Below are 19,233 nucleotides of genomic sequence, written 5' to 3' on the forward strand. Positions count from 1 at the left end.
CATAATAAAAACCTCACATTAGCGTGAGGTTTTTTTGATCTGAACCAAGGAAATCATTTTCTGTTACAAAATAGTATAATTTCCTCATTTGTTTTACACCTCAAAATAAATCTTATGTATAACATCTATATCTGCTTGATAACATCCGAAATGCGGATATATAATACTCATACCAATTCCAGTAATTATCTAATCATTATTAAGCGATTTTCCTGCGTAATAAATAGATCATCTAATTAATTACATTGGTATAAAAACAAAAAAGAAGCATAAATTGCTCAAGTTAGCGTAACGTGAACGCTGTTTCCTCAAGACTCTGATTTTTGTACTGCTTAGTTAGCAAACAAAGAGAGCACACATTTTTTAATCTGAGTAGATCAGGTTGATGCCGTTTTTATTTTTTAGAGGAAGATTGCAATGACTAAGATTGTTATTGTTGGTGGTGGAGCTGGTGGTTTAGAGCTTGCTACTAAATTTGGTCGTACATTAGGTCGTAAAGGTCGCGCAGAAGTTACTTTGGTTGATCGTAAAGCAAGCCATTTATGGAAACCATTGCTTCATGAAGTAGCAACTGGCTCTTTAGATGAAGGTGTTGATGCAATCAGTTACCGTGCTCATGCAAGAAATCATTTTTTTGATTTTCAAATGGGTAGTTTATGCGATATCAATCGTGAACGTAAATTCATCACATTGGCTGAAATTAAAGACGAGCATGATGAAGTACTTATTCCGACAAGAGAAATTGAGTATGACTATTTAATTCTTGCGATTGGTTCGATATCGAATGATTTCAATACGCCAGGGGTTCGTGACAACTGTATCTTCCTAGACAGTCCTGAGCAAGCTCACCGTTTCCGTACTGAAATGAATAACCAGTTCTTAAAACTTCATATGCACCCAACACAAAAAACAGTTGATATAGCGATTGTTGGTGCAGGTGCGACAGGTGTTGAGCTTTCTGCTGAACTTCATAATGCGGTTAAAGAGCTGCGTTTATATGGTTTTGGTGATTTAGATTCTGCAAAATTAAACGTAAACCTAGTTGAAGCGGGTGAGCGTATTCTTCCTGCATTACCACCGCGTATTTCTGCAGCAGCACACAGTGAGCTAACTAAACTGGGTGTAAATGTAAGAACGACAACAATGGTAACAAAGGCAGATTCTGAAGGTTTGCATACCAAAGATGGCGAACTTATTCCTGCTCAGATCATGGTATGGGCTGCGGGCATCAAGGCACCAGATTTCATGAAAGACATTGCAGGGTTAGAAACTAACCGTATTAATCAGCTTGTTGTTAAACCAACGCTACAAACGACGCGTGATGACGACATTTTCGTTATTGGTGATTTAGCCTCATGTGAAAAAGCAGATGGTGGTTTTGTTCCTCCTCGTGCTCAAGCTGCTCACCAAATGGCAAGTCATGCGTTTAAAAACATTGTGGCTAAAATGACAGACCGTGACATGAAACCATACGTATATAAAGATCATGGTTCTTTAGTTTCACTAAGTAACTTCTCAACGGTTGGTAGCTTGATGGGGAATTTAACCAAAGGCTCTATGATGGTTGAAGGGCGTATTGCTCGTATTGTGTACATTTCACTGTATCGTATGCACCAGATTGCATTGCATGGCGTGTTTAAAACAACCTTAATTATGTTGGTTGGCCGTATTAACCGAGTACTTCGTCCAAACTTAAAACTTCACTAATCGGGTCGTTTTAAAACGAAATAGATAAAAAGGCAGAAATACTTCAGTGTTTCTGCCTTTTTTTATGATGGGATAACAAAAAATGTGCGCTAACTCACCGTAAATCATCTATAATGCGCGGCTAAATTATAGATCATTGAATACATAGACTGTTCGCTTAAGGAATCCACTTTATGTCATTTTCATCTCAAGGTTTTTCACCTGAAGTCGTAAAAGCATTAACTGAATGTGGTTATCAGAAATTAACCCCAATCCAGCAAAAAGCCATTCCTTTGGCACGTAAAGGTCATGATATTCTTGCGAATGCTCAAACCGGTACTGGTAAAACGGCGGCATTTGCATTGCCTGTTATTCAGCAATTGCTTGATTCTAAAAAACGAGCAACTCGTCGCTCAGCACGTGCATTAATTTTAGCGCCAACGCGTGAGCTTGCAGAGCAGATCGCCGGTAATATCGCTGATTACACAAAATACACCTCGTTATCAGTAACGGCGGTATTTGGTGGTAAAAAAATGTCTTCTCAAGAGAGAGCATTAGATCCTGGTGTTGATATCTTGGTTGCGACTCCTGGTCGTCTGCAAGAGCACATCGAAGAGGGTAATGTCTCTATCGCTAATCTTGAATTTTTAGTGTTTGATGAAGCTGACCGCATGTTAGATATGGGCTTTGTGAACGCTATCCGTAATATCATGATGGAAGTGAACTCTGCACCACAAATCATGCTGTTCTCGGCAACGTCTTCTGCACAGATGAACAAGTTAGCGAGCGATATTCTACGTCGTCCAAAACGTGTTTCTGTTGACCGTGAAAATATGACCGCATCGACGATTGCTCACGTTGTTTATCCTGTCGATGAAGAGCGTAAAACCGAATTATTATCAGAATTGATTGGCCGTAAAAACTGGCAACAAGTTCTGGTATTTGTAAACTACAAAGAGACAGCAAATAACATCGTTAAAGAGCTTAAGCTTGATGGTATCAAAGCGGTTATTTGTCATGGTGATAAAGCACAAAGTGCTCGTCGTCGTGCATTAGAAGAGTTTAAAGAAGGTAAAGCACGCGTAATGGTTGCAACCGATGTTGCTGCTCGTGGTCTTGATATTGCTGACTTACCACACGTAATTAACTACGATATGCCTTTCTTAGCAGAAGATTATGTTCACCGTATTGGTCGTACTGGTCGTGCTGGTAAAAAAGGTCATGCGGTTTCATTTGTTAGCCGTGAAGAAGAACTAACGGTTGTTCAAGTTGAAACACTAATTCAGCAACGTATTCATCGTGTAGTTCAAGCGGGTTACGAGCCTAAGAGCCGTGATGCTTACATTGAAAAAGTGAATACTAAAGCAGGATTTAGAGATCGTAAAGGTCGTACAAATAACGCGACTAATGTGAATCAAGATCAGTCTTCTGCAGAACGTCGTATGCGTTTGAAAAATGTAATTCAAAAGAAAGCTGGTATTACTAAGCTTAAAAAGTAGGAGAGTAAAATGGAACGTGATTATACTTTCTCTTGTTTAGTAACAATGCCGCGTCATGATCTTGAAGAGTTCAGTCATCGTGTGATTAGTCGTATGGTGCCTGAAGAGACAATAAAAGAGATCTTTACGTTTGAACAAGAAGAAATCGCAGATCCAGATCGTATGCAAACGGCTCAATTAGATGCCATGCTTCGTCTTACTGCTGTCGCTCTTGGTGAAGTGACTCATGCATTTTCAGAGTCTGAAAACTCACAACAAAATAGCTTACGTATGATGCGTCTTGTTTTATGGCATGCTTATGCAATGTTATTTAATTTAGAAGAAGCGGTATCGTTAGAAGAGCACTGTGAATTGGTTGAGAAAATTTTAGCCAAACCACCAACAGATGCATTAAATTGGTTGCCAATTTTATCTAAATTGCTTGGTGATTACGCCGCTATTGCTGCGAAACAGAAGTAACGCTGTTAATAAAGCAATAAATTAAATTATAAAAGCGCCAGTGGTTATTATCACTGGCGCTTTTTTATATGAGCATTAAAAAACCGAATCACAATAAGTGATCCGGTTTAAATCTAACGTTATAGGGGGAGGTTATAACATTAGTTTACGATTGTAGACTTTCTTCTTCTGAATCAATCTCACCTTTGCCTTTTGACTTCACAATAATCAAACCAGCAATTACAAACGCTGAAACCACACCTACAATGGTAGATAGTGTCATCGGTAAGCCAAAACCAAGTTGACTGTTATTTAAGATGAATGTGATACATACGCTTGTCATGAATACAGCAGGTACTGTTGCAACCCAATGTAGCTTGTTATGACGAAGTAGGTAAGCAGAAGCGGTCCATAGCATCATTACCGCCGTTGTTTGGTTAGCAAAACCGAAGTAACGCCAGATTATGCCAAAGTCTACTTGAGTTAAAATACCACCAAGCACGAACAGTGGAAGCGCCATTAGTAAACGGTTACGTAGTGTTTTTTGTTCCATGTTGAAATATTCAGCAAGGATTAAACGACTTGAACGGAATGCAGTATCACCAGAGGTAATTGGTAGAATAACTACACCTAAGAACGCTAGGATGCCACCAAATGTACCTAAAAGACCAAATGATGATGCGTAAACTACGTTACCAGGACCACCGTCTGCAACCGCGGCTTGAAGTGCTTCAATACCATCAAAGAAAGACAGAGCGATAGCACACCAGATCAGAGCGATAATACCTTCACCAATCATTGCGCCGTAGAATACAAAGCGACCATTCTTTTCATTTTCCATACAACGCGCCATTAGCGGTGATTGCGTTGCGTGGAAACCAGAGATAGCACCACAAGCAATGGTGATAAATAGTGCAGGCCATAATGGCAAGTCGTTCGGGTTCATGTTGGTAAACATTTCACTTGGTTCGTAGCCACCAAGTACAGAATGATCACTTGATAGTGCGATGGCAGAAATTAAGCCAACAGACATGAAGATTAGTAGAGCACCAAATAGCGGATAGAAGCGTCCGATGATTTTATCAACAGGTACAATTGTCGCTAAGATGTAGTAACCAAAAATGATAACAACCATCGCCGTCATTGTGATGCCTAAATTAAATTGGTCATTCATTAGGTTAGTTAGCATGCTTGCAGGGGCTGATACAAATACCACACCAACAAGAAGCAATAGAACAATTGCGAACACGTTCATGAAGTGTTTTGCACCATTGCCTAGGTACTTGCCTGTAATAGTAGGAACAGAGGCGCCACCATTACGGACAGATAGCATTCCTGAGAAATAATCGTGTACTGCACCTGCAAAAATACAACCAAGTACGATCCATAACATAGCTGCAGGGCCGTAAAGGGCACCCATGATTGGGCCAAAAATTGGGCCGACGCCTGCAATATTAAGAAGTTGAACTAGGTAGACTTTTGGTGTCGACATTGGAACAAAATCTACGCCATCTGTTTTTGTGTGAGCGGGCGTTTTTCTGTCTTCTTTAATGCCAAATACTTTTTCAATAAACGCACCATAGATGAAGTAACCACCGATAAGCGCTGCAACACAGGTTAGAAACCAAACCATAATTTATTCCTTGTTTGAATTACGAGTTAAATAGATAAATTAATATGCTGGTTATCATACTGATGGGCGTAAAGAGTTCACGCCCAAAAAAAGTGAGTGGTTAAGATAAGAGGCTCAGTGGTTTTATATTATGGTAAGCGGTTTTGAGCCAGATTAAGTGGCTGCATGAAAAGCGGTAATTAGCATTGAATTCCTAGTCGCTCTTTAATTTCTTTAAGATACCGACGACTGACTTGAGCAGTATGACCACTTTGAGTAATGATCTCACTGGTGCCATTATCATGCAGTTTAATCTCACGAATAAAATGAGGGTTAATTAAAAACTGTCGATGGCAGCGGATAAGCGGGGTCTTTTCTTCAAGGACTTTTAATGTCAATTGGGTGCAGGCTTTCTCTGATTTGGTTACAAGCTCAACGCCTGCGGCTTGAATACTGGCAACCTCAATCTCTTTAGACGGTAAAAGAAGAATACGGTTATGCCCAGAGCAGGGGATTAACTCAATTTCAGGCGTAATAATAGGCGTGAGGTCGAGTTTGGTATCTGCTGCCAATAATCGTTTTACGGTTTTTTTAAGGCGGCAAGGCTCTATCGGTTTGAGTAGATAATCAAAGGCATTATCTTCAAAGGCTTTTACAGCAAACTCATCATAAGCGGTAACAAAAACGATATTTGGCATGGTCTCAGGGTCAAGCATGCTAATTAAGTCCATCCCTGTGAGCTTTGGCATTTGGATATCAAGAAAGACCACATCAGGCTTTAGTTGATTTATCTGCTTTAATCCATCAATTGCGTTACCACACTCGGCAATAATATCAATGTGACCAATTTCATATAATTGGTCAATTAACTCTTCACGAGCAAACAGTTCGTCATCAATCACAATGGCTTTAAGCATGATTTATCGTCTCTAGTGGTAAGTGAATAGTGGCTTTGGTTTGTTTGTTTTCAATGCAAGATAGCGTTAATCCAAACGCATCACCAAATTGATTTTTCAAGCGTTTATCAACAATGGTTGTGCCTAAGCCATCGCTGCTAGTCTGTTCTACGTACAGCCCTGCATTATCGATGACCTCAAGAATGACTTGATGGTGGGATAGATAACCTTTAATTTTTATTTCGCCATTTTCAAACATATTCGACGTGCCATGTTTGATGGCGTTCTCAACTAAGGGTTGCAAGGTGAATGTGGGTAATTTCAGATCGTACAGTTTTTCGTCAATATTTACATCGACGGTCAGTCTGTCTGCAAATCGTGCTAGCTCAATCTCTAAATAGGATTGTACATGATGTAATTCTTCTTTTAAGGTCACTTGCTCAAAGTTCTGTTTTAAATTTCGACGGAAAAATTGTGATAAATGCTGAATTAATTCACGAGCTCGATTGGGATCTCGTCGAATAACAGCACTTATGGTATTTAACGCATTAAACAGAAAATGAGGATTGACCTGAGCTTGTAATAAACGCAATTCAGCTTGGGTTAATAACGTTTGTTGCTGTAAATATCGCCCGGCTAAAATTTGGTTAGAGAGTAATTTTGCAATGCCTTCGCCTAATGTTAGGTTGATATAGGAAAATAGTTTCAGTTTTGGCTCATACAGCTTAATAGTACCAATAACCTCATTATTTACCCCAATAAGAGGAATAACCAGTGCTGAACCGAGTTTACATTTTTCATTAATCGAGCATTGGTATGGGTATTCGTCACCATCAATGTACATTACTTTACTTTGTTTTATGGCTTTTCGAGTGTAGTCAGATGCAATAGGAGTACCTGGTAAATGGTGATCATCTCCAATACCAATAAAAGCTAATATTTTCTCCTTATCAGTAATAGATACCGCACCAACCCCAGTCTCTTCATAGATGATGTTTGCTATTTTCTCACTGTTTTCTTGGTTGAAGCCTTTGCTTAATATGCCGACGGAGCGCTGAGCAATATTAAGCGCTTTATTAGAAAATGCAGCTGAGTACTTTTCATAAATCGTTTTTCTATCTTGGATAATACTCATGAACATGGCTGCGCCAACTGAATTGGCTACGACCATAGGTAAAATGATAGAGGAGACAAGTGCATAAGCTTGATCAAATGGTTTGGCAACGATTAGAATGATGGCCATTTGTAATAGCTCTGCAATAAAGGCAATCATTAAAACGGTTCTTGGTTTAAATAATTGTTCTATTTGATTTTTACGAACAAAGTATAAATGAAACAACCCGCCAAGAAGTCCCTCTGCTGTTGTTGAAATCGCACAGGCTAAATCGGTAAATCCTCCCATAGAGTATCGATGTAAACCACCGGTTAGACCAACAAAAAAACCAACTAAAGGCCCTCCTAGTACTCCCCCCATTACAGCACCAATTGCTCTTGTATTAGCAATGGCATCTTGAATAGCAAGGCCAAAATAAGTACCTAAAATACAGAAGCCAGAAAAGATGATGTAGCAAAGAAAACGGTGGCTCCAACGACCTGAAATAGTCGTAATAGGAAGAAACAGAGGAGTCTTACTTAATAAATAAGCAAGAACAAGGTAAACACTCAATTGTTGTAACAGGGAAAACACCAATTCCATCAAGATTCTCAACTAATATGCCGGATCTTAAGTGTAATCATAATTAGGAATCCTGTCTAAATAGAAGAGGGGAAATAGAGTGAATTGAGTTATAAAAAGTGATAATGATGGCCTAAATTTAACAATGAAATAAATGAAATATAAGATTTCATAAATGATACTTGTGATCTCTGCTGCTCGTAAATAGAATGCCCACCCTAAACATTTTTTTAACTATTACACTTTTTTTTGAGGCATCGACATGTCGAACAAACTTGCAAATCCTGCACCATTAGGCTTAATGGCTTTTGGTATGACAACTGTGCTACTAAACCTACATAATATAGGTTTATTTCCTTTAAATACTGCGATCTTATCGATGGGTATTTTTTACGGTGGTCTTGCGCAAGTAATTGCAGGCATCATGGAGTATAAAAAGGGTAATACATTTGGTACTACAGCATTTACTTCTTACGGTTTCTTCTGGTTATCTCTTGTTGGCTTAATTCTTATGCCAGAAATGGGCCTAGGACAAGCAACGTCTGCAGCATTCATGGGTTGTTATCTTGCAATGTGGGGTGTACTAACATTCTTCTTATTCTTAGGTACGTTCAACTACCCACGCGCTAAGCAAGTTGTATTCGCTAGCTTAACTATCTTGTTCGCATTACTTTCAGCTCGTGACTTCACCGGTAGCGTATTAATCGGTCACATCGCAGGTTATGTTGGTCTATTCTGTGGTCTAAGTGCAATGTATTTCTCTATGGCTCAAGTAATTAATGGTGAATACGGTCGTACTGTATTACCTGTTGGTGAAATGAAAGCGAAAGAAACAGCAGCAGTTACTGCATAAATTTCTACTTATAAAATAGAAAAAGGCAGCTTACTATTTAGTTAGTAAGCTGCCTTTTTTGTATGTGCCATATTTAAATTAGCGATATAAACTCATTAATATCTCTTGGGTATCTGCAACCTGACTTTCGATATTAGTTTGAGCCTCAATTCCTAATTGCTCTTTTGCTTCTTCTTTTGATAGCCCTAGGTGACAGCAAAGCATATCAATAGCCATTAAATAAGTCTGTTGTTCAGCCATGTTCAATCCTTGATATTCATAATCATAATTTTTTCTGGATCCACAAAGTAAAATGAATTGCATTTTTTAACAATACGACCAAAGTCTAATGGCGGCTTTCTCACTAGAATTAGAATGAAGTTAAATGGAAAAGAATAGAAAGGTGAATAGATAAAAGAAAGTGTATCAAAGTACGTCAAACCCTTGTATTTATAGAAAATGACACTATCTTATGACTATACCTATTAAGCGTGCTAGATACGTTTGGTTCCAACTCGAAATAAAAATATAAATGAGTTGAATTAATTATTAACTGGAGAGAAAGATAAATGAAGCGTATGGCGCTGTTTTTAGCAACAAACTTGGCTGTGATGATTGTATTCAGTATTGTTCTGAATATTGTTTATGCGGTTACCGGTATTCAACAAGGTAGCCTTTCTGGTTTACTTGTTATGGCTGTATTGTTCGGTTTTGGTGGTTCGTTAGTTTCTCTAATGATGTCAAAATCAATGGCATTACGTTCTGTGGGTGGTGAAGTTATTGAACAACCTCGTAATGAAACTGAGCATTGGTTAATACAAACGGTCGCTCGTCAAGCACAGCAAGTTGGTATCGGCATGCCAACGGTTGCAATTTACGACTCGCCTGATATGAATGCTTTTGCTACTGGTGCTAAGCGTGATGATTCATTGGTTGCAGTATCAACAGGCTTACTTCACAGCATGACTCGTGATGAAGCTGAAGCGGTATTGGCTCATGAAGTAAGTCACATTGCTAATGGCGATATGATTACGATGACGTTAATGCAAGGTGTCGTGAATACTTTCGTGATTTTCTTATCTCGTATGATTGCAAATGCAGTGAGTGGTTTTACGTCAAACGATGAAGAAGGTGAGGGCGAAGGTGGTAGTTTCATGACGTATTTCATCGTTTCTACTATTCTTGAAATTGCGTTTGGTTTCTTAGCAAGCTTCTTAACGATGTGGTTTAGTCGTCATCGTGAGTTCCATGCCGATGCCGGAGCTGCACAGTTAGTTGGTAAAGAGAAAATGATCGCGGCATTAGAGCGTTTACGTATGGGACAAGAGTCTCAACTAGAAGGTTCTATGATGGCTTTTGGTATTAACGGTAAGCATACATTAATGGAATTACTAATGAGCCATCCGCCATTAGATAAACGTATTAATGCATTACGCCAAATGTAATTTAGTAAGATCATAAGATATTTAATAAGCCCGAGGTAAATCTCGGGTTTTTTCTGTCTTGAGATCACATAAATCTTTTACCTATGCGCATTAAGAGTTATAGTCTGCCTCTAATTTGAATTAAGACATTTAGGATCTACCTTGACTAATAACGACGTTCTACGACGCATTCGCTATACTTTTGATTTTGACGATACAAAAATGATCGCACTGTTTGCTGCTGCTGATCTGAAAGTAACTCGTGAAGAAGTATGTAACTGGTTAAAAGCGGATGACGATAAAGACTATAAAAGTTGTCAGGATGTTCAATTAGCAACATTTCTAAATGGTTTAATCAATGATCGTCGTGGTAAGCGTGAAGGCGAACAACCAAAGCCTGAAGAAAAACTAACGAACAATATCATTCTTAAAAAACTACAAATTGCTTTAAACTTAAAAGCAGATGAGGTTTTAGATCTTATGAAGTTAGTTAACTTCCGTCTAAGCAAGCACGAATTAAGCGCTTTCTTCCGCAAGCCAGATCATAAACACTACCGTATTTGTAAAGACCAAGTTCTACGTAACTTTTTACAAGGCGTTCAACAAGATCTACGTGGTGAAGCAGAAAGCGAATAAGCTTTTTTCTTTAGCATAATAAAAAACCACGACTATCATCTAATGAGTCGTGGTTTTTTATGTCTGTTGCGTATACCAATCGTAGTAAATAACTGCGTTATCTCTGGTCATTTACTTACTGTGATTGGTATTAATATCGTAAATCGCGCTGTTGTTAAATTAGAAACTCCATTGCATACTCATTACGATAATGCCAGGTAGGATAAAGCCAGCTTCTACACCAAAATAATCGGTGAAATTGTATTGCGCTGCATGGTAGATATAAGGTGCAAAACCAACCCCAAATTTCTCTTTTGAGGTTTTGTATATCCCGCCATTACCACAATCTTCAAAGGCATCGACAAAAAATTCCCCTGCGTATGAATACATCCCTTTAATAACAAGATTGCTATTCACACGATACCAGTCTTTTCTAACGCCAATAAGCATACAGCGATTCGCTTGACTGTTTAAAAAAGTGCCTAGCATGAAGCTGTAATCAGAATCTTTAGAAAACTTACGTTCAATAGAAAAGTATTGATTATTAAAGTATTGATGAGAGTCAGGATCGTAGGGAACTAAATGATAGAGGAATGACCCAGTGTTTACAGAGTAAAGGGATAGTTCACTCGGTTCCTCCTCCGCACTGATCTTAAATGGAAGTAATAAAATAAAAAATAAAAAAGATAAAAAGTAAGGCTTCATAACTCAAAGATGTAAAAAAAATGTAGGGGCATTATAAAGATATTTATCTTAAATAAATAGAGAGAGCTAGTTAGCTTGTTTATTATATTTACATTTTTTGGAACACTTATTAACGATTCACTTGTTGAGTGAATGTTTTTTCTTCGATGCCGTTATCAACCTTACCTTCCGACTTAGCAGCAAAATAGCAACAAGGGTATTATTTGCAATAATTATCCCCCCTGGCTGAATCTTTAAAAATATGACATTGGTCACTACTTTGAGAATAAGGTAGGGCTGTTTATTGATTATTCCCTTGATAAAAGGAATGTCACGTATATCATCCGATCCTGAAATCTAGCTATCTATCTTTCTTTAGTGAGTATATTTATGTATTTAAAAAAAACCTTAGTTGCCATTGCTATAGCAGCAACTAGTTTTTCTTCATTGGCTGTACAACAAGTCGATTTGCTGATCAAAGATGCAACATTGCTTACAATGAATGAATCTAAGCAAACGTTTGATAATGGTGTAATTGCCATCAAAGGTAATAAAATTGTTGCAGTTGGTGATCAAAGCATCGCAAAAAATTACACGGCCAAAACAGTGTTAGATGTGGATGGCGATATTGTTCTACCGGGTTTAATTAATACACATACTCACGCTTCAATGACTGTTTTTCGTTCATTAGGTGATGATGTTCCAGATCGTTTACACCGTTATATTTTTCCACTAGAGAAAAAATTAGTGTCACGCGATATGGTTCGCATTGGTGCTAATCTAGGTAACGTAGAGATGGTGAAGGGTGGGGTAACCACTTATGCGGATATGTATTATTTTGAAGATGAAGTTGCAAAGACGGTCGACAAAATTGGTATGCGAGCAATCTTAGGTGAGAGTGTTATTAAATTTCCGGTTGCTGATGCAGCAAATGCAGATGAAGGCATTCAATACGCATTAAACTTTATTGAAGAATATAAAGATCATCCTCGTATCACTCCTGCATTTGCTCCTCATGCACCATATACAAATACAACTGAGACGCTACAAAAAATTGCTAAGCTATCATTAGAGCTAGATGTTCCAGTTATGATCCATCTAGCCGAATCAGATCGCGAGGAGGACGTGATTGCTGAGCGTGCTAACGGAATGTCACCAGTAGAATATATGCATAGCATTGGTGCGCTTAATAAAAACCTGATTGGTGCGCATATGATTCTTATTGATGATAAAGACATTGAGTTAGTTAAAGAGTCTGATATGGGCGTTGCTCATAATATGAGTGCTAACATTAAATCGGCTAAAGGTGTCTCTCCAGCACTTAAAATGTACGATGAAGGTGTTCGTATTGGCTTAGGAACCGATGGTCCAATGTCAGGCAATACATTAAGTATTATTGATGAATTTAACCAAGTTGCTAAAGTTCATAAATTAGTAAATAAAGACCGCGCAGCTATGCCTCCAATCAAAGTTATTGATATGGCAACAATGGGCGCAGCTAAAGCGCTCCATATGGAAGATAAAATTGGTTCGATTGAAGTTGGTAAGCTTGCCGATATTATTGTTGTAGATACAAAGGCGCCAAATATGCTGCCAGTATATAACCCTTATTCTGCACTGGTTTATTCTGCAAATTCAGGCAATGTTCGTCATACTATTGTTGATGGTAATATCTTGATGAAAGATCGTGAAATGCTAACGGTTGATGAAGATAAAATTCGCCAAGAAGTGATCGAGTTTACAAAAATAGTGCGCAAGACCGTTATTGAAAGTGGTGAGGTTGTTCAATAGATACTGTTTAGTAGAACTCCCTTAACAGGGCAAGATCGTGAACGTTTTTCACCCAATTATTGACTAACGTTGACCTACAAGGTTGATATGGCAATGAATAGTTCTGGCGTTAGAGATACAGAAACATTTAATGAGCTGCAAAAGCTGCTGTCAACGTTCACTATCCTATTTTACTGTACCAATAACTATAGCGTGTACTCAGCGAATCTACCGTGAGTACACGCTATAGGAAATATATACACAGAGAATAAACCTGATGTACAAACTCGGCTCAAGCGATTAGTACGTAAAACAATAGGTTTTTCTAAAAGTGAAGAAATGCACGACAAGGTTATTGTAACGTTTATAGATCGTTAGTATTAGTTGTGTTCAACAGATTGGAGTCGAGACCGATTTTATAATGTTTTTATTGAAATTAGAGTCTTATTTAATATATGAAGAGGTGATGTAGCTAATATTGTTTATATCAAATGTAGACCTTTTTATATGAAAGAATAAAGAATAAAGAATAAAGAATAAAGAATAAAGAGTAAAGTATATTTTATATTTTATATTTTATATTTTATATTTTATATTTTATTTATTTAGTCATTTGAGTTGAGAGTTAAATATATAATAAGAGTTGATAATGACCTCGACAGTACTTAGTAATTTAGTTGGAAATAGTAAAAATGATAAAAATGATAAAAATTAAAAATATAACAATAAATGGATACATAAAAGTATCATGTATACTTTTATTTGTTGTTATTAGTGTTGTATCTTTTAGTGATATTGCATCGTTATTGGCGTGTTTAGTTATCCCATTGTTGTTTTTGTTGGGAGCTAGTCTTTTGAAAATAAATAAATTAATTAATGAAAAAATCAATTTTTATGAACAAATAATAGATGCATTTCAGCAGCCTATATCTGTAACTGATATGGATATGAAATGGACATTTCTGAATAAAGCAGCATTAGAACCATTGGGAGTAACAAGAACTGATGTACTCGGTTCTTTATGTTCAGATTGGGGTGCAAAAATATGTGGCACAAAAGATTGTGGAATAACATGTCTTCGAAATAATAAGCCTATAACACATTTTAATCAATGGGATAAAAATTTCAAAGTTGAAACTAATTTTTTAACTGGACTCAATGGCCAAAAGATAGGTCATATTGAAATAGTTCAAGATGTTACAGAAAAAGTGATATTGAAAAATATCTATGACGTTATTGAGATGGCGAGCAGTAATTTATTTTCAGGGGCGACTAATTTAAATGAAGCTTGCGAATTACTGACTGTTGGTTCAGTTCAACAAGCTTCCTCTATTACTGAAGTAAGTAGTACCCTAAATTGTTTTATAGAAGAAGTGGCGAATAATACCGAATTAGTATCAAAGGCGAATAAGCTTTCCTCAGACACTAAAAGTGTCGTATTTCAAGCCTCGAAAGAAATGCAGAACTTAGATGATTCAATGATGGAAATTAATGAATCAAGTAATAAGATAAGTGAAGTGATTAATATCATAGCTGATATAGCATCACAAACGAACTTATTGGCTCTTAATGCTTCTATTGAGGCCGCTCGAGCAGGGGGACAAGGGCGAGGTTTCGCTGTGGTAGCTGATGAAGTCAGGCAGCTTGCAGAAAGAAGTAGTCAAGCAGCTAAAGAATCTGCTTTATATATTCAAGAATCCAACGAAAGCATTAAAAAAGGCAATGATATTAGCCAAAAATGCAGAGTAGATTTGGCGCAGATAGCTAAACATATCTCTGATGTATCTATAATTATTGAAAATATAGACAAGGCCTCAATGCAGCAATTGGATGGATTAAATCAAGTGAATCAAGTTATGTTTGAGATAGATAGCGTAGTGAATTTAAATGCATCTTCTGTGGAAGAAACCTCCGTCGAGGCAAAAGAATTATCAAAACTAGGAAGTATACTAAAAACTCAAGTCGATAAAATTAAGACGATTGACGGATTATTTGAGTAATGGACTAAATTTCTAAATGAAATTGACATTATTTTAATATAAGCAGTGATTAAGTAAAACTAGTCACTGTTTTATATTTTTTATCCATAGTTAGAGTTATATTATTATGTTGTGACTTGATATTCACTTATTGAATACTAGTATAAAAGTAGAGTGATACTTTTATAAGGGATTCAGATGGGTAGTTTTTTTGCGTTATTTTTTATGTTAATACTTGGTCTTTTTCCTGTGAATGCTTCAGAGATTGATGCTTACGTTGAACAGCATGAAACACAGTTATTTTATCCACAATTAGTTGCTCGTTTTTATCAAAATGAACAGCTGAAATGGTACTCACCAAACGCGCGGAAAAACTTAGAAAATCAATTAGCGTTATTGGTTCTTGCTGATCTTAATAATGCTCTTGAGCAACGCTACTATCATTTACAAAATTCAAAAGATCTGGAATACGATATTTTAGCAACAGATACCTTAATTTATCTTCTTACCTATCAATCTAAAATACCAAAAAGAGGACGCGGTTGGTTTTTTGGTAGTCGGCTTGATGAGCATATAGGTGAACCCTACCCACAGATTATCTCTTCAATAAATAGTGCTTTTACTGATGAACGATTGGATTACCTTACCCAAACTTTAGCTCCTAACTCAGAGAAGTACGAGGGGTTTTACGGACATTTGTTGAGCTATTATGATCCTTACAGTGAGCCAATTGAGAAACTAACCTCTTCTAAACTTATAAGGCCTAACCAAGAGATCTCTTATGTTTCGCTGGTTAATCGTCTTTATGTTGCCGGCGAGCTGACGAAAGAAGAAAGCAGAGAGCTCTTATTACATGATAACGGTCTTTATAATTTAGAACTTGTTGATGTTGTAAAACGTTTTCAAAAGCGCCACGGATTGTTGCCTGATGGGATAATTGGACCTAAAACTAAATATTGGTTGAACATGTCGGCAAAAGAGCGTGTTCGTATCATGGCATTAAATATTCAGCGATTACGCTTATGGGAAAATAAAAAAGCGCGTTTTGTGCTTGTGAATATCCCATCTTATGAAATGCAATATTGGCAAGAAGATGAGCTGTTGTTTCACAGTAAAGTGATTGTAGGGAAACTGGCAAGAAAAACACCATTGTTTTCGACATATCTTAATTCCATCGTTTTCAATCCTAGGTGGAAGGTACCAACGAAAATTATGAAAGAAGATATTTTGCCAAAAGCATTTAATGATAAAGGCTTTTTACAAGCACAAAACTTTGAAATTGTACCCACTTGGTTAAGTGATGAGGTTATTCCTATTGAAGATATCGATTGGGAACAGATGAGTATTGAAACCTTTCCTTATAAGTTGAGACAAAAATCAGGTAATAGTAATGCGCTTGGTCGTTATAAATTTAATACACCTAATCGAAATGCCATTTATTTGCATGATACGCCATCCAAATCACTTTTTAGAAAACAAACGAGAGCTTATAGCTCAGGGTGTATTCGAGTTGAAAGAGCGTCGGAGTTCGCCCAACTCTTAATGAAAGAGTCCCATTTTTCTAAAAAAGAGTATCGTAATTATCATCAGTTACCTGAAACTAAAGAAGCATTTTTATCTCAAATGATCTCGGTATATACGATTTATCAGACAGCGTGGATTGATGAAAAGAACCAAGTTCAGTTTAGAGATGATATTTATAAGTATGATCAATGGAGTAAGTCTAAAAATTGACCAATAATTGACATTTAGTATTGAGTATAAAAATAGATATAGTTCAATAAGTAAGCTGTTCACTGTGTTTTTAGCTAAAAAATAATATTGTTCATTATTTGACCGCTGATGAGGAAGTGTGTATCTTCTCGCTCAGTTATTGATTGATCTATTTATAAGTGAGCTGTTTACTGTATGTCTGAATTTAGTCCATTACGCCGTAAAATCCTGCTTGGTAGCGCTGCTACTGCTGGTTTAAGTCTATTTCCTACGTTATCTTTCGCATTACAATTTGAAGAGTCACCTCGTAAACTCGCATTAAATAATTTGCATACTGGTGAAGAACTACAGACTGAATATTTCAATGGACGAAGTTATCAGAATATAGAACTGGCAAAATTAAATCATTTATGTCGTGATTTCAGACGTAATGAAAGTATTGAGATGGACAAGCGCTTATTTGACCAATTATCAGCGATTCAAAATGTCATTGGCTGCGATACACAAGTTCAAATTATCTCAGGCTATCGTTCACCTGCGACAAATGAGATGCTAAGTGCGAAGTCAGGTGGTGTTGCTAAAAAAAGTTTGCATATGCTAGGCAAAGCCATGGATTTTCGCTTAGAAGGCGTCCCATTGGCTGAAGTGAGAAAAGCGGCATTATCATTAAAAGCGGGCGGAGTAGGGTATTATCCAGGCAGTAACTTTGTTCATATTGATACGGGTAGAGTGCGTTTTTGGTAATCAATGTTTAGGTTATACCCCGTAAGGTTCAACAGACCGTTAGGTTAAATAAACAGCAAAAAAATGGCGACCGCATTGGTCGCCATTTTTGTATTCATTACTTTCTACTTAATCTATTCTTACAGAGCTCATGTTCTGTAAGAAAAAACAAATTAGAAGTTAGCTGAACGTGGAGTACGTGGGAACGGGATAACGTCACGAACGTTGCCCATACCAGTTACATAAGATACTAGACGCTCAAAGCCAAGACCGAAACCAGCATGAGGAACAGTACCATAACGACGTAAATCGCGGTACCAACCCATGTGCTCAGGGTCAATGCCCATCTCAATCATACGTGCATCAAGAACGTCTAAACGCTCTTCACGTTGAGAACCACCGATGATCTCACCAATACCTGGTGCAAGAACATCCATCGCAGCAACCGTCTTACCATCGTCATTTTGACGCATGTAGAATGCTTTGATGTCTTTCGGGTAGTTCTTAACGATTACAGGTGCTTTGAAGTGCTCTTCAGCAAGGTAACGTTCATGCTCAGAAGACATATCGATGCCCCACTCAACATCAAACTCAAATGTACGGCCAGAATCTTTCAAGATTTGGATAGCATCTGTGTAGTCAACTTGTGCGAAATCAGAGCTTACGAATTGCTCTAGACGAGTGATTGCTTGTTTGTCGATGCGAGAAGCAAAGAATTCAAGGTCATCACGACGCTCAGCAAGAACGGCTTCGAATACATACTTAAGCATGTCTTCAGCAAGCTTAGCTACGTCATCAAGAGTAGCGAAAGCAACTTCAGGCTCAACCATCCAGAATTCAGCTAGGTGGCGGCTTGTGTGTGAGTTTTCAGCACGGAAAGTAGGACCGAATGTGTAAACTTTGCTTAGTGCACAAGCGTAAGTTTCCGCATTAAGCTGACCAGATACGGTTAGGAATGTTTCTTTACCAAAGAAATCTTTGTCGTAATCAACATTGCCTTTGTCATCCATAGGAAGGTTCGCGTGATCTAATGTAGAAACACGGAACATTTCACCAGCGCCTTCAGCATCAGATGATGTGATTAGCGGAGCAGACATCCAGAAGTAGCCTTGCTCGTGGTAAAAACGGTGAATCGCCTGAGATAGACAGTTACGAACACGTGCAACCGCGCCGATCACGTTAGTACGTGGGCGAAGGTGTGCAACTTCACGTAAATATTCAATTGAGTGACGAGTCTTAGCCATTGGGTAAGTGTCAGCGTCTTCAACCCAACCTACAACTTTAACTTCAGTTGCCGCTAGCTCAAAATCTTGACCTTTAGCAGGAGAAGCAACGATAGTACCCGTTACTTCAACAGAACAACCTGTTGTTAGTTTAAGAACTTCGTCATTGTAATTATTTAAGTCATTAGGAACTACGGCCTGAATCGGATCGAAACAAGAACCGTCATAGATAGCTAGGAAAGAGATCCCAGCTTTAGAGTCGCGACGTGAACGGATCCAACCGCGAACAGTTACTTCACTGTCAACCGCTAGTTTGCCGCTTAATACGTCTGTTACAGGCGCGTAAGTCATGTTAATTACATTCTCCATTGTTGTGCTACATGCACGAATATTTTTATTTCAAGAAATACATATTACCTTTCTTATTGATAGCTTCAAGTGTTGTTGTTCTATAAACGTGATTT

At 37.6% G+C, this 19,233-nt stretch carries 16 protein-coding genes and 1 pseudogene; 11 read left to right on the top strand and 6 right to left on the bottom strand.

What is annotated here, in order from left to right; all coding sequences use genetic code 11:
* Nucleotides 1-417: 417 nt before the first annotated feature.
* The 3 genes from PVK62_RS03525 (at nt 418) to PVK62_RS03535 (ending at nt 3,644) form a co-directional block, all read left to right on the top strand.
* Nucleotides 418-1,707, top strand: coding sequence for an NAD(P)/FAD-dependent oxidoreductase (locus tag PVK62_RS03525; RefSeq protein ID WP_274444604.1), 1,290 nt, complete (start codon nt 418-420; stop codon nt 1,705-1,707).
* Nucleotides 1,708-1,880: 173 nt separating this feature from the next.
* Nucleotides 1,881-3,185: a DEAD/DEAH box helicase gene (locus PVK62_RS03530; RefSeq protein WP_274444603.1), complete on the top strand. Its 1,305-nt coding sequence runs from the start codon at nt 1,881-1,883 to the stop codon at nt 3,183-3,185.
* 9 nt (nt 3,186-3,194) lie between these two features.
* On the top strand, nt 3,195-3,644 hold the full coding sequence (locus tag PVK62_RS03535) for an exoribonuclease R (protein ID WP_274444602.1): 450 nt from the start codon (nt 3,195-3,197) through the stop codon (nt 3,642-3,644).
* Between the two features lie 145 nt (nt 3,645-3,789).
* On the opposite strand, the gene PVK62_RS03540 is transcribed toward PVK62_RS03535, so the two are convergent.
* From PVK62_RS03540 to PVK62_RS03550, 3 genes are all read right to left on the bottom strand, one after another.
* The gene (locus PVK62_RS03540; protein WP_274444601.1) at nt 3,790-5,256 is read right to left on the bottom strand and encodes a carbon starvation CstA family protein; all 1,467 of its coding nucleotides are present in this window, start codon (nt 5,254-5,256) and stop codon (nt 3,790-3,792) included.
* Nucleotides 5,257-5,435: 179 nt separating this feature from the next.
* Nucleotides 5,436-6,152 carry a two-component system response regulator BtsR gene (btsR, locus tag PVK62_RS03545; RefSeq protein ID WP_274444600.1) on the bottom strand — a complete coding sequence of 239 codons (717 nt, stop codon included), beginning with the start codon at nt 6,150-6,152 and terminating at the stop codon, nt 5,436-5,438.
* Nucleotides 6,145-7,827, bottom strand: a complete 1,683-nt coding sequence (locus tag PVK62_RS03550; RefSeq protein WP_274444599.1) for a sensor histidine kinase — start codon at nt 7,825-7,827, stop codon at nt 6,145-6,147. Before PVK62_RS03550 ends, btsR begins: the two co-directional genes overlap by 8 nt.
* A gap of 241 nt (nt 7,828-8,068) precedes the next feature.
* On the opposite strand from PVK62_RS03550, the gene PVK62_RS03555 reads away from it, so the two are divergent.
* Nucleotides 8,069-8,659, top strand: coding sequence for an acetate uptake transporter (locus PVK62_RS03555; protein WP_274444598.1), 591 nt, complete (start codon nt 8,069-8,071; stop codon nt 8,657-8,659).
* Nucleotides 8,660-8,737: 78 nt separating this feature from the next.
* Here the strand turns inward: PVK62_RS03555 and PVK62_RS03560 are convergent, their stop codons facing one another.
* A complete protein-coding gene (locus PVK62_RS03560; RefSeq protein ID WP_274444596.1) occupies nt 8,738-8,899 on the bottom strand; it encodes a heat-shock protein HtpX in 162 nt (53 codons plus the stop codon).
* Nucleotides 8,900-9,207: 308 nt separating this feature from the next.
* Between PVK62_RS03560 and htpX the strand changes: the two genes are divergently transcribed.
* Together htpX and PVK62_RS03570 are read left to right on the top strand one after the other, a co-directional pair.
* Complete coding sequence (gene htpX / locus PVK62_RS03565; RefSeq protein ID WP_274444595.1) at nt 9,208-10,083, top strand: protease HtpX; 876 nt, start codon at nt 9,208-9,210, stop codon at nt 10,081-10,083.
* Nucleotides 10,084-10,224: 141 nt separating this feature from the next.
* Nucleotides 10,225-10,698: a DUF1456 family protein gene (locus tag PVK62_RS03570; protein WP_274444593.1), complete on the top strand. Its 474-nt coding sequence runs from the start codon at nt 10,225-10,227 to the stop codon at nt 10,696-10,698.
* 159 nt (nt 10,699-10,857) lie between these two features.
* On the opposite strand, the gene PVK62_RS03575 is transcribed toward PVK62_RS03570, so the two are convergent.
* Nucleotides 10,858-11,382 (bottom strand): hypothetical protein, encoded by a 525-nt coding sequence (locus PVK62_RS03575; RefSeq protein ID WP_274444591.1) that lies wholly within the window; start codon nt 11,380-11,382, stop codon nt 10,858-10,860.
* A 369-nt stretch (nt 11,383-11,751) separates the two neighbouring features.
* Between PVK62_RS03575 and PVK62_RS03580 the strand changes: the two genes are divergently transcribed.
* The 5 genes and pseudogenes from PVK62_RS03580 (at nt 11,752) to PVK62_RS03600 (ending at nt 17,567) form a co-directional block, all read left to right on the top strand.
* The gene (locus PVK62_RS03580) at nt 11,752-13,152 is read left to right on the top strand and encodes an amidohydrolase (protein ID WP_274444590.1); all 1,401 of its coding nucleotides are present in this window, start codon (nt 11,752-11,754) and stop codon (nt 13,150-13,152) included.
* 105 nt (nt 13,153-13,257) lie between these two features.
* Nucleotides 13,258-13,509, top strand: a pseudogene (locus PVK62_RS03585) (IS1 family transposase); the annotation flags it as partial.
* 299 nt (nt 13,510-13,808) lie between these two features.
* Nucleotides 13,809-15,131 carry a methyl-accepting chemotaxis protein gene (locus tag PVK62_RS03590; protein WP_274449339.1) on the top strand — a complete coding sequence of 441 codons (1,323 nt, stop codon included), beginning with the start codon at nt 13,809-13,811 and terminating at the stop codon, nt 15,129-15,131.
* 177 nt (nt 15,132-15,308) lie between these two features.
* Entirely contained in the window at nt 15,309-16,844 is a 1,536-nt protein-coding gene (locus PVK62_RS03595) for a L,D-transpeptidase family protein (RefSeq protein ID WP_274444586.1), read from the top strand.
* A gap of 174 nt (nt 16,845-17,018) precedes the next feature.
* On the top strand, nt 17,019-17,567 hold the full coding sequence (locus tag PVK62_RS03600) for a YcbK family protein (protein ID WP_274444584.1): 549 nt from the start codon (nt 17,019-17,021) through the stop codon (nt 17,565-17,567).
* Nucleotides 17,568-17,719: 152 nt separating this feature from the next.
* Here the strand turns inward: PVK62_RS03600 and asnS are convergent, their stop codons facing one another.
* The gene (asnS, locus tag PVK62_RS03605; protein WP_274444583.1) at nt 17,720-19,120 is read right to left on the bottom strand and encodes an asparagine--tRNA ligase; all 1,401 of its coding nucleotides are present in this window, start codon (nt 19,118-19,120) and stop codon (nt 17,720-17,722) included.
* Between the last annotated feature and the right edge of the window lie 113 nt (nt 19,121-19,233).

Source organism: Aliivibrio sp. S3MY1, from assembly GCF_028765575.1.
Classification (GTDB): domain Bacteria; phylum Pseudomonadota; class Gammaproteobacteria; order Enterobacterales; family Vibrionaceae; genus Aliivibrio.

Bases quoted from the DNA above. Each gene is read 5' to 3' on its own strand.
- PVK62_RS03525 (WP_274444604.1), top strand. From the start codon at position 418: ATGACTAAGATTGTTATTGTTGGTGGTGGAGCTGGTGGTTTAGAGCTT.
- PVK62_RS03530 (WP_274444603.1), top strand. From the start codon at position 1,881: ATGTCATTTTCATCTCAAGGTTTTTCACCTGAAGTCGTAAAAGCATTA.
- PVK62_RS03535 (WP_274444602.1), top strand. From the start codon at position 3,195: ATGGAACGTGATTATACTTTCTCTTGTTTAGTAACAATGCCGCGTCAT.
- PVK62_RS03540 (WP_274444601.1), bottom strand. From the start codon at position 5,256: ATGGTTTGGTTTCTAACCTGTGTTGCAGCGCTTATCGGTGGTTACTTC.
- btsR (WP_274444600.1), bottom strand. From the start codon at position 6,152: ATGCTTAAAGCCATTGTGATTGATGACGAACTGTTTGCTCGTGAAGAG.
- PVK62_RS03550 (WP_274444599.1), bottom strand. From the start codon at position 7,827: ATGGAATTGGTGTTTTCCCTGTTACAACAATTGAGTGTTTACCTTGTT.
- PVK62_RS03555 (WP_274444598.1), top strand. From the start codon at position 8,069: ATGTCGAACAAACTTGCAAATCCTGCACCATTAGGCTTAATGGCTTTT.
- PVK62_RS03560 (WP_274444596.1), bottom strand. From the start codon at position 8,899: ATGGCTGAACAACAGACTTATTTAATGGCTATTGATATGCTTTGCTGT.
- htpX (WP_274444595.1), top strand. From the start codon at position 9,208: ATGAAGCGTATGGCGCTGTTTTTAGCAACAAACTTGGCTGTGATGATT.
- PVK62_RS03575 (WP_274444591.1), bottom strand. From the start codon at position 11,382: ATGAAGCCTTACTTTTTATCTTTTTTATTTTTTATTTTATTACTTCCA.
- PVK62_RS03580 (WP_274444590.1), top strand. From the start codon at position 11,752: ATGTATTTAAAAAAAACCTTAGTTGCCATTGCTATAGCAGCAACTAGT.
- PVK62_RS03595 (WP_274444586.1), top strand. From the start codon at position 15,309: ATGGGTAGTTTTTTTGCGTTATTTTTTATGTTAATACTTGGTCTTTTT.
- PVK62_RS03600 (WP_274444584.1), top strand. From the start codon at position 17,019: ATGTCTGAATTTAGTCCATTACGCCGTAAAATCCTGCTTGGTAGCGCT.
- asnS (WP_274444583.1), bottom strand. From the start codon at position 19,120: ATGACTTACGCGCCTGTAACAGACGTATTAAGCGGCAAACTAGCGGTT.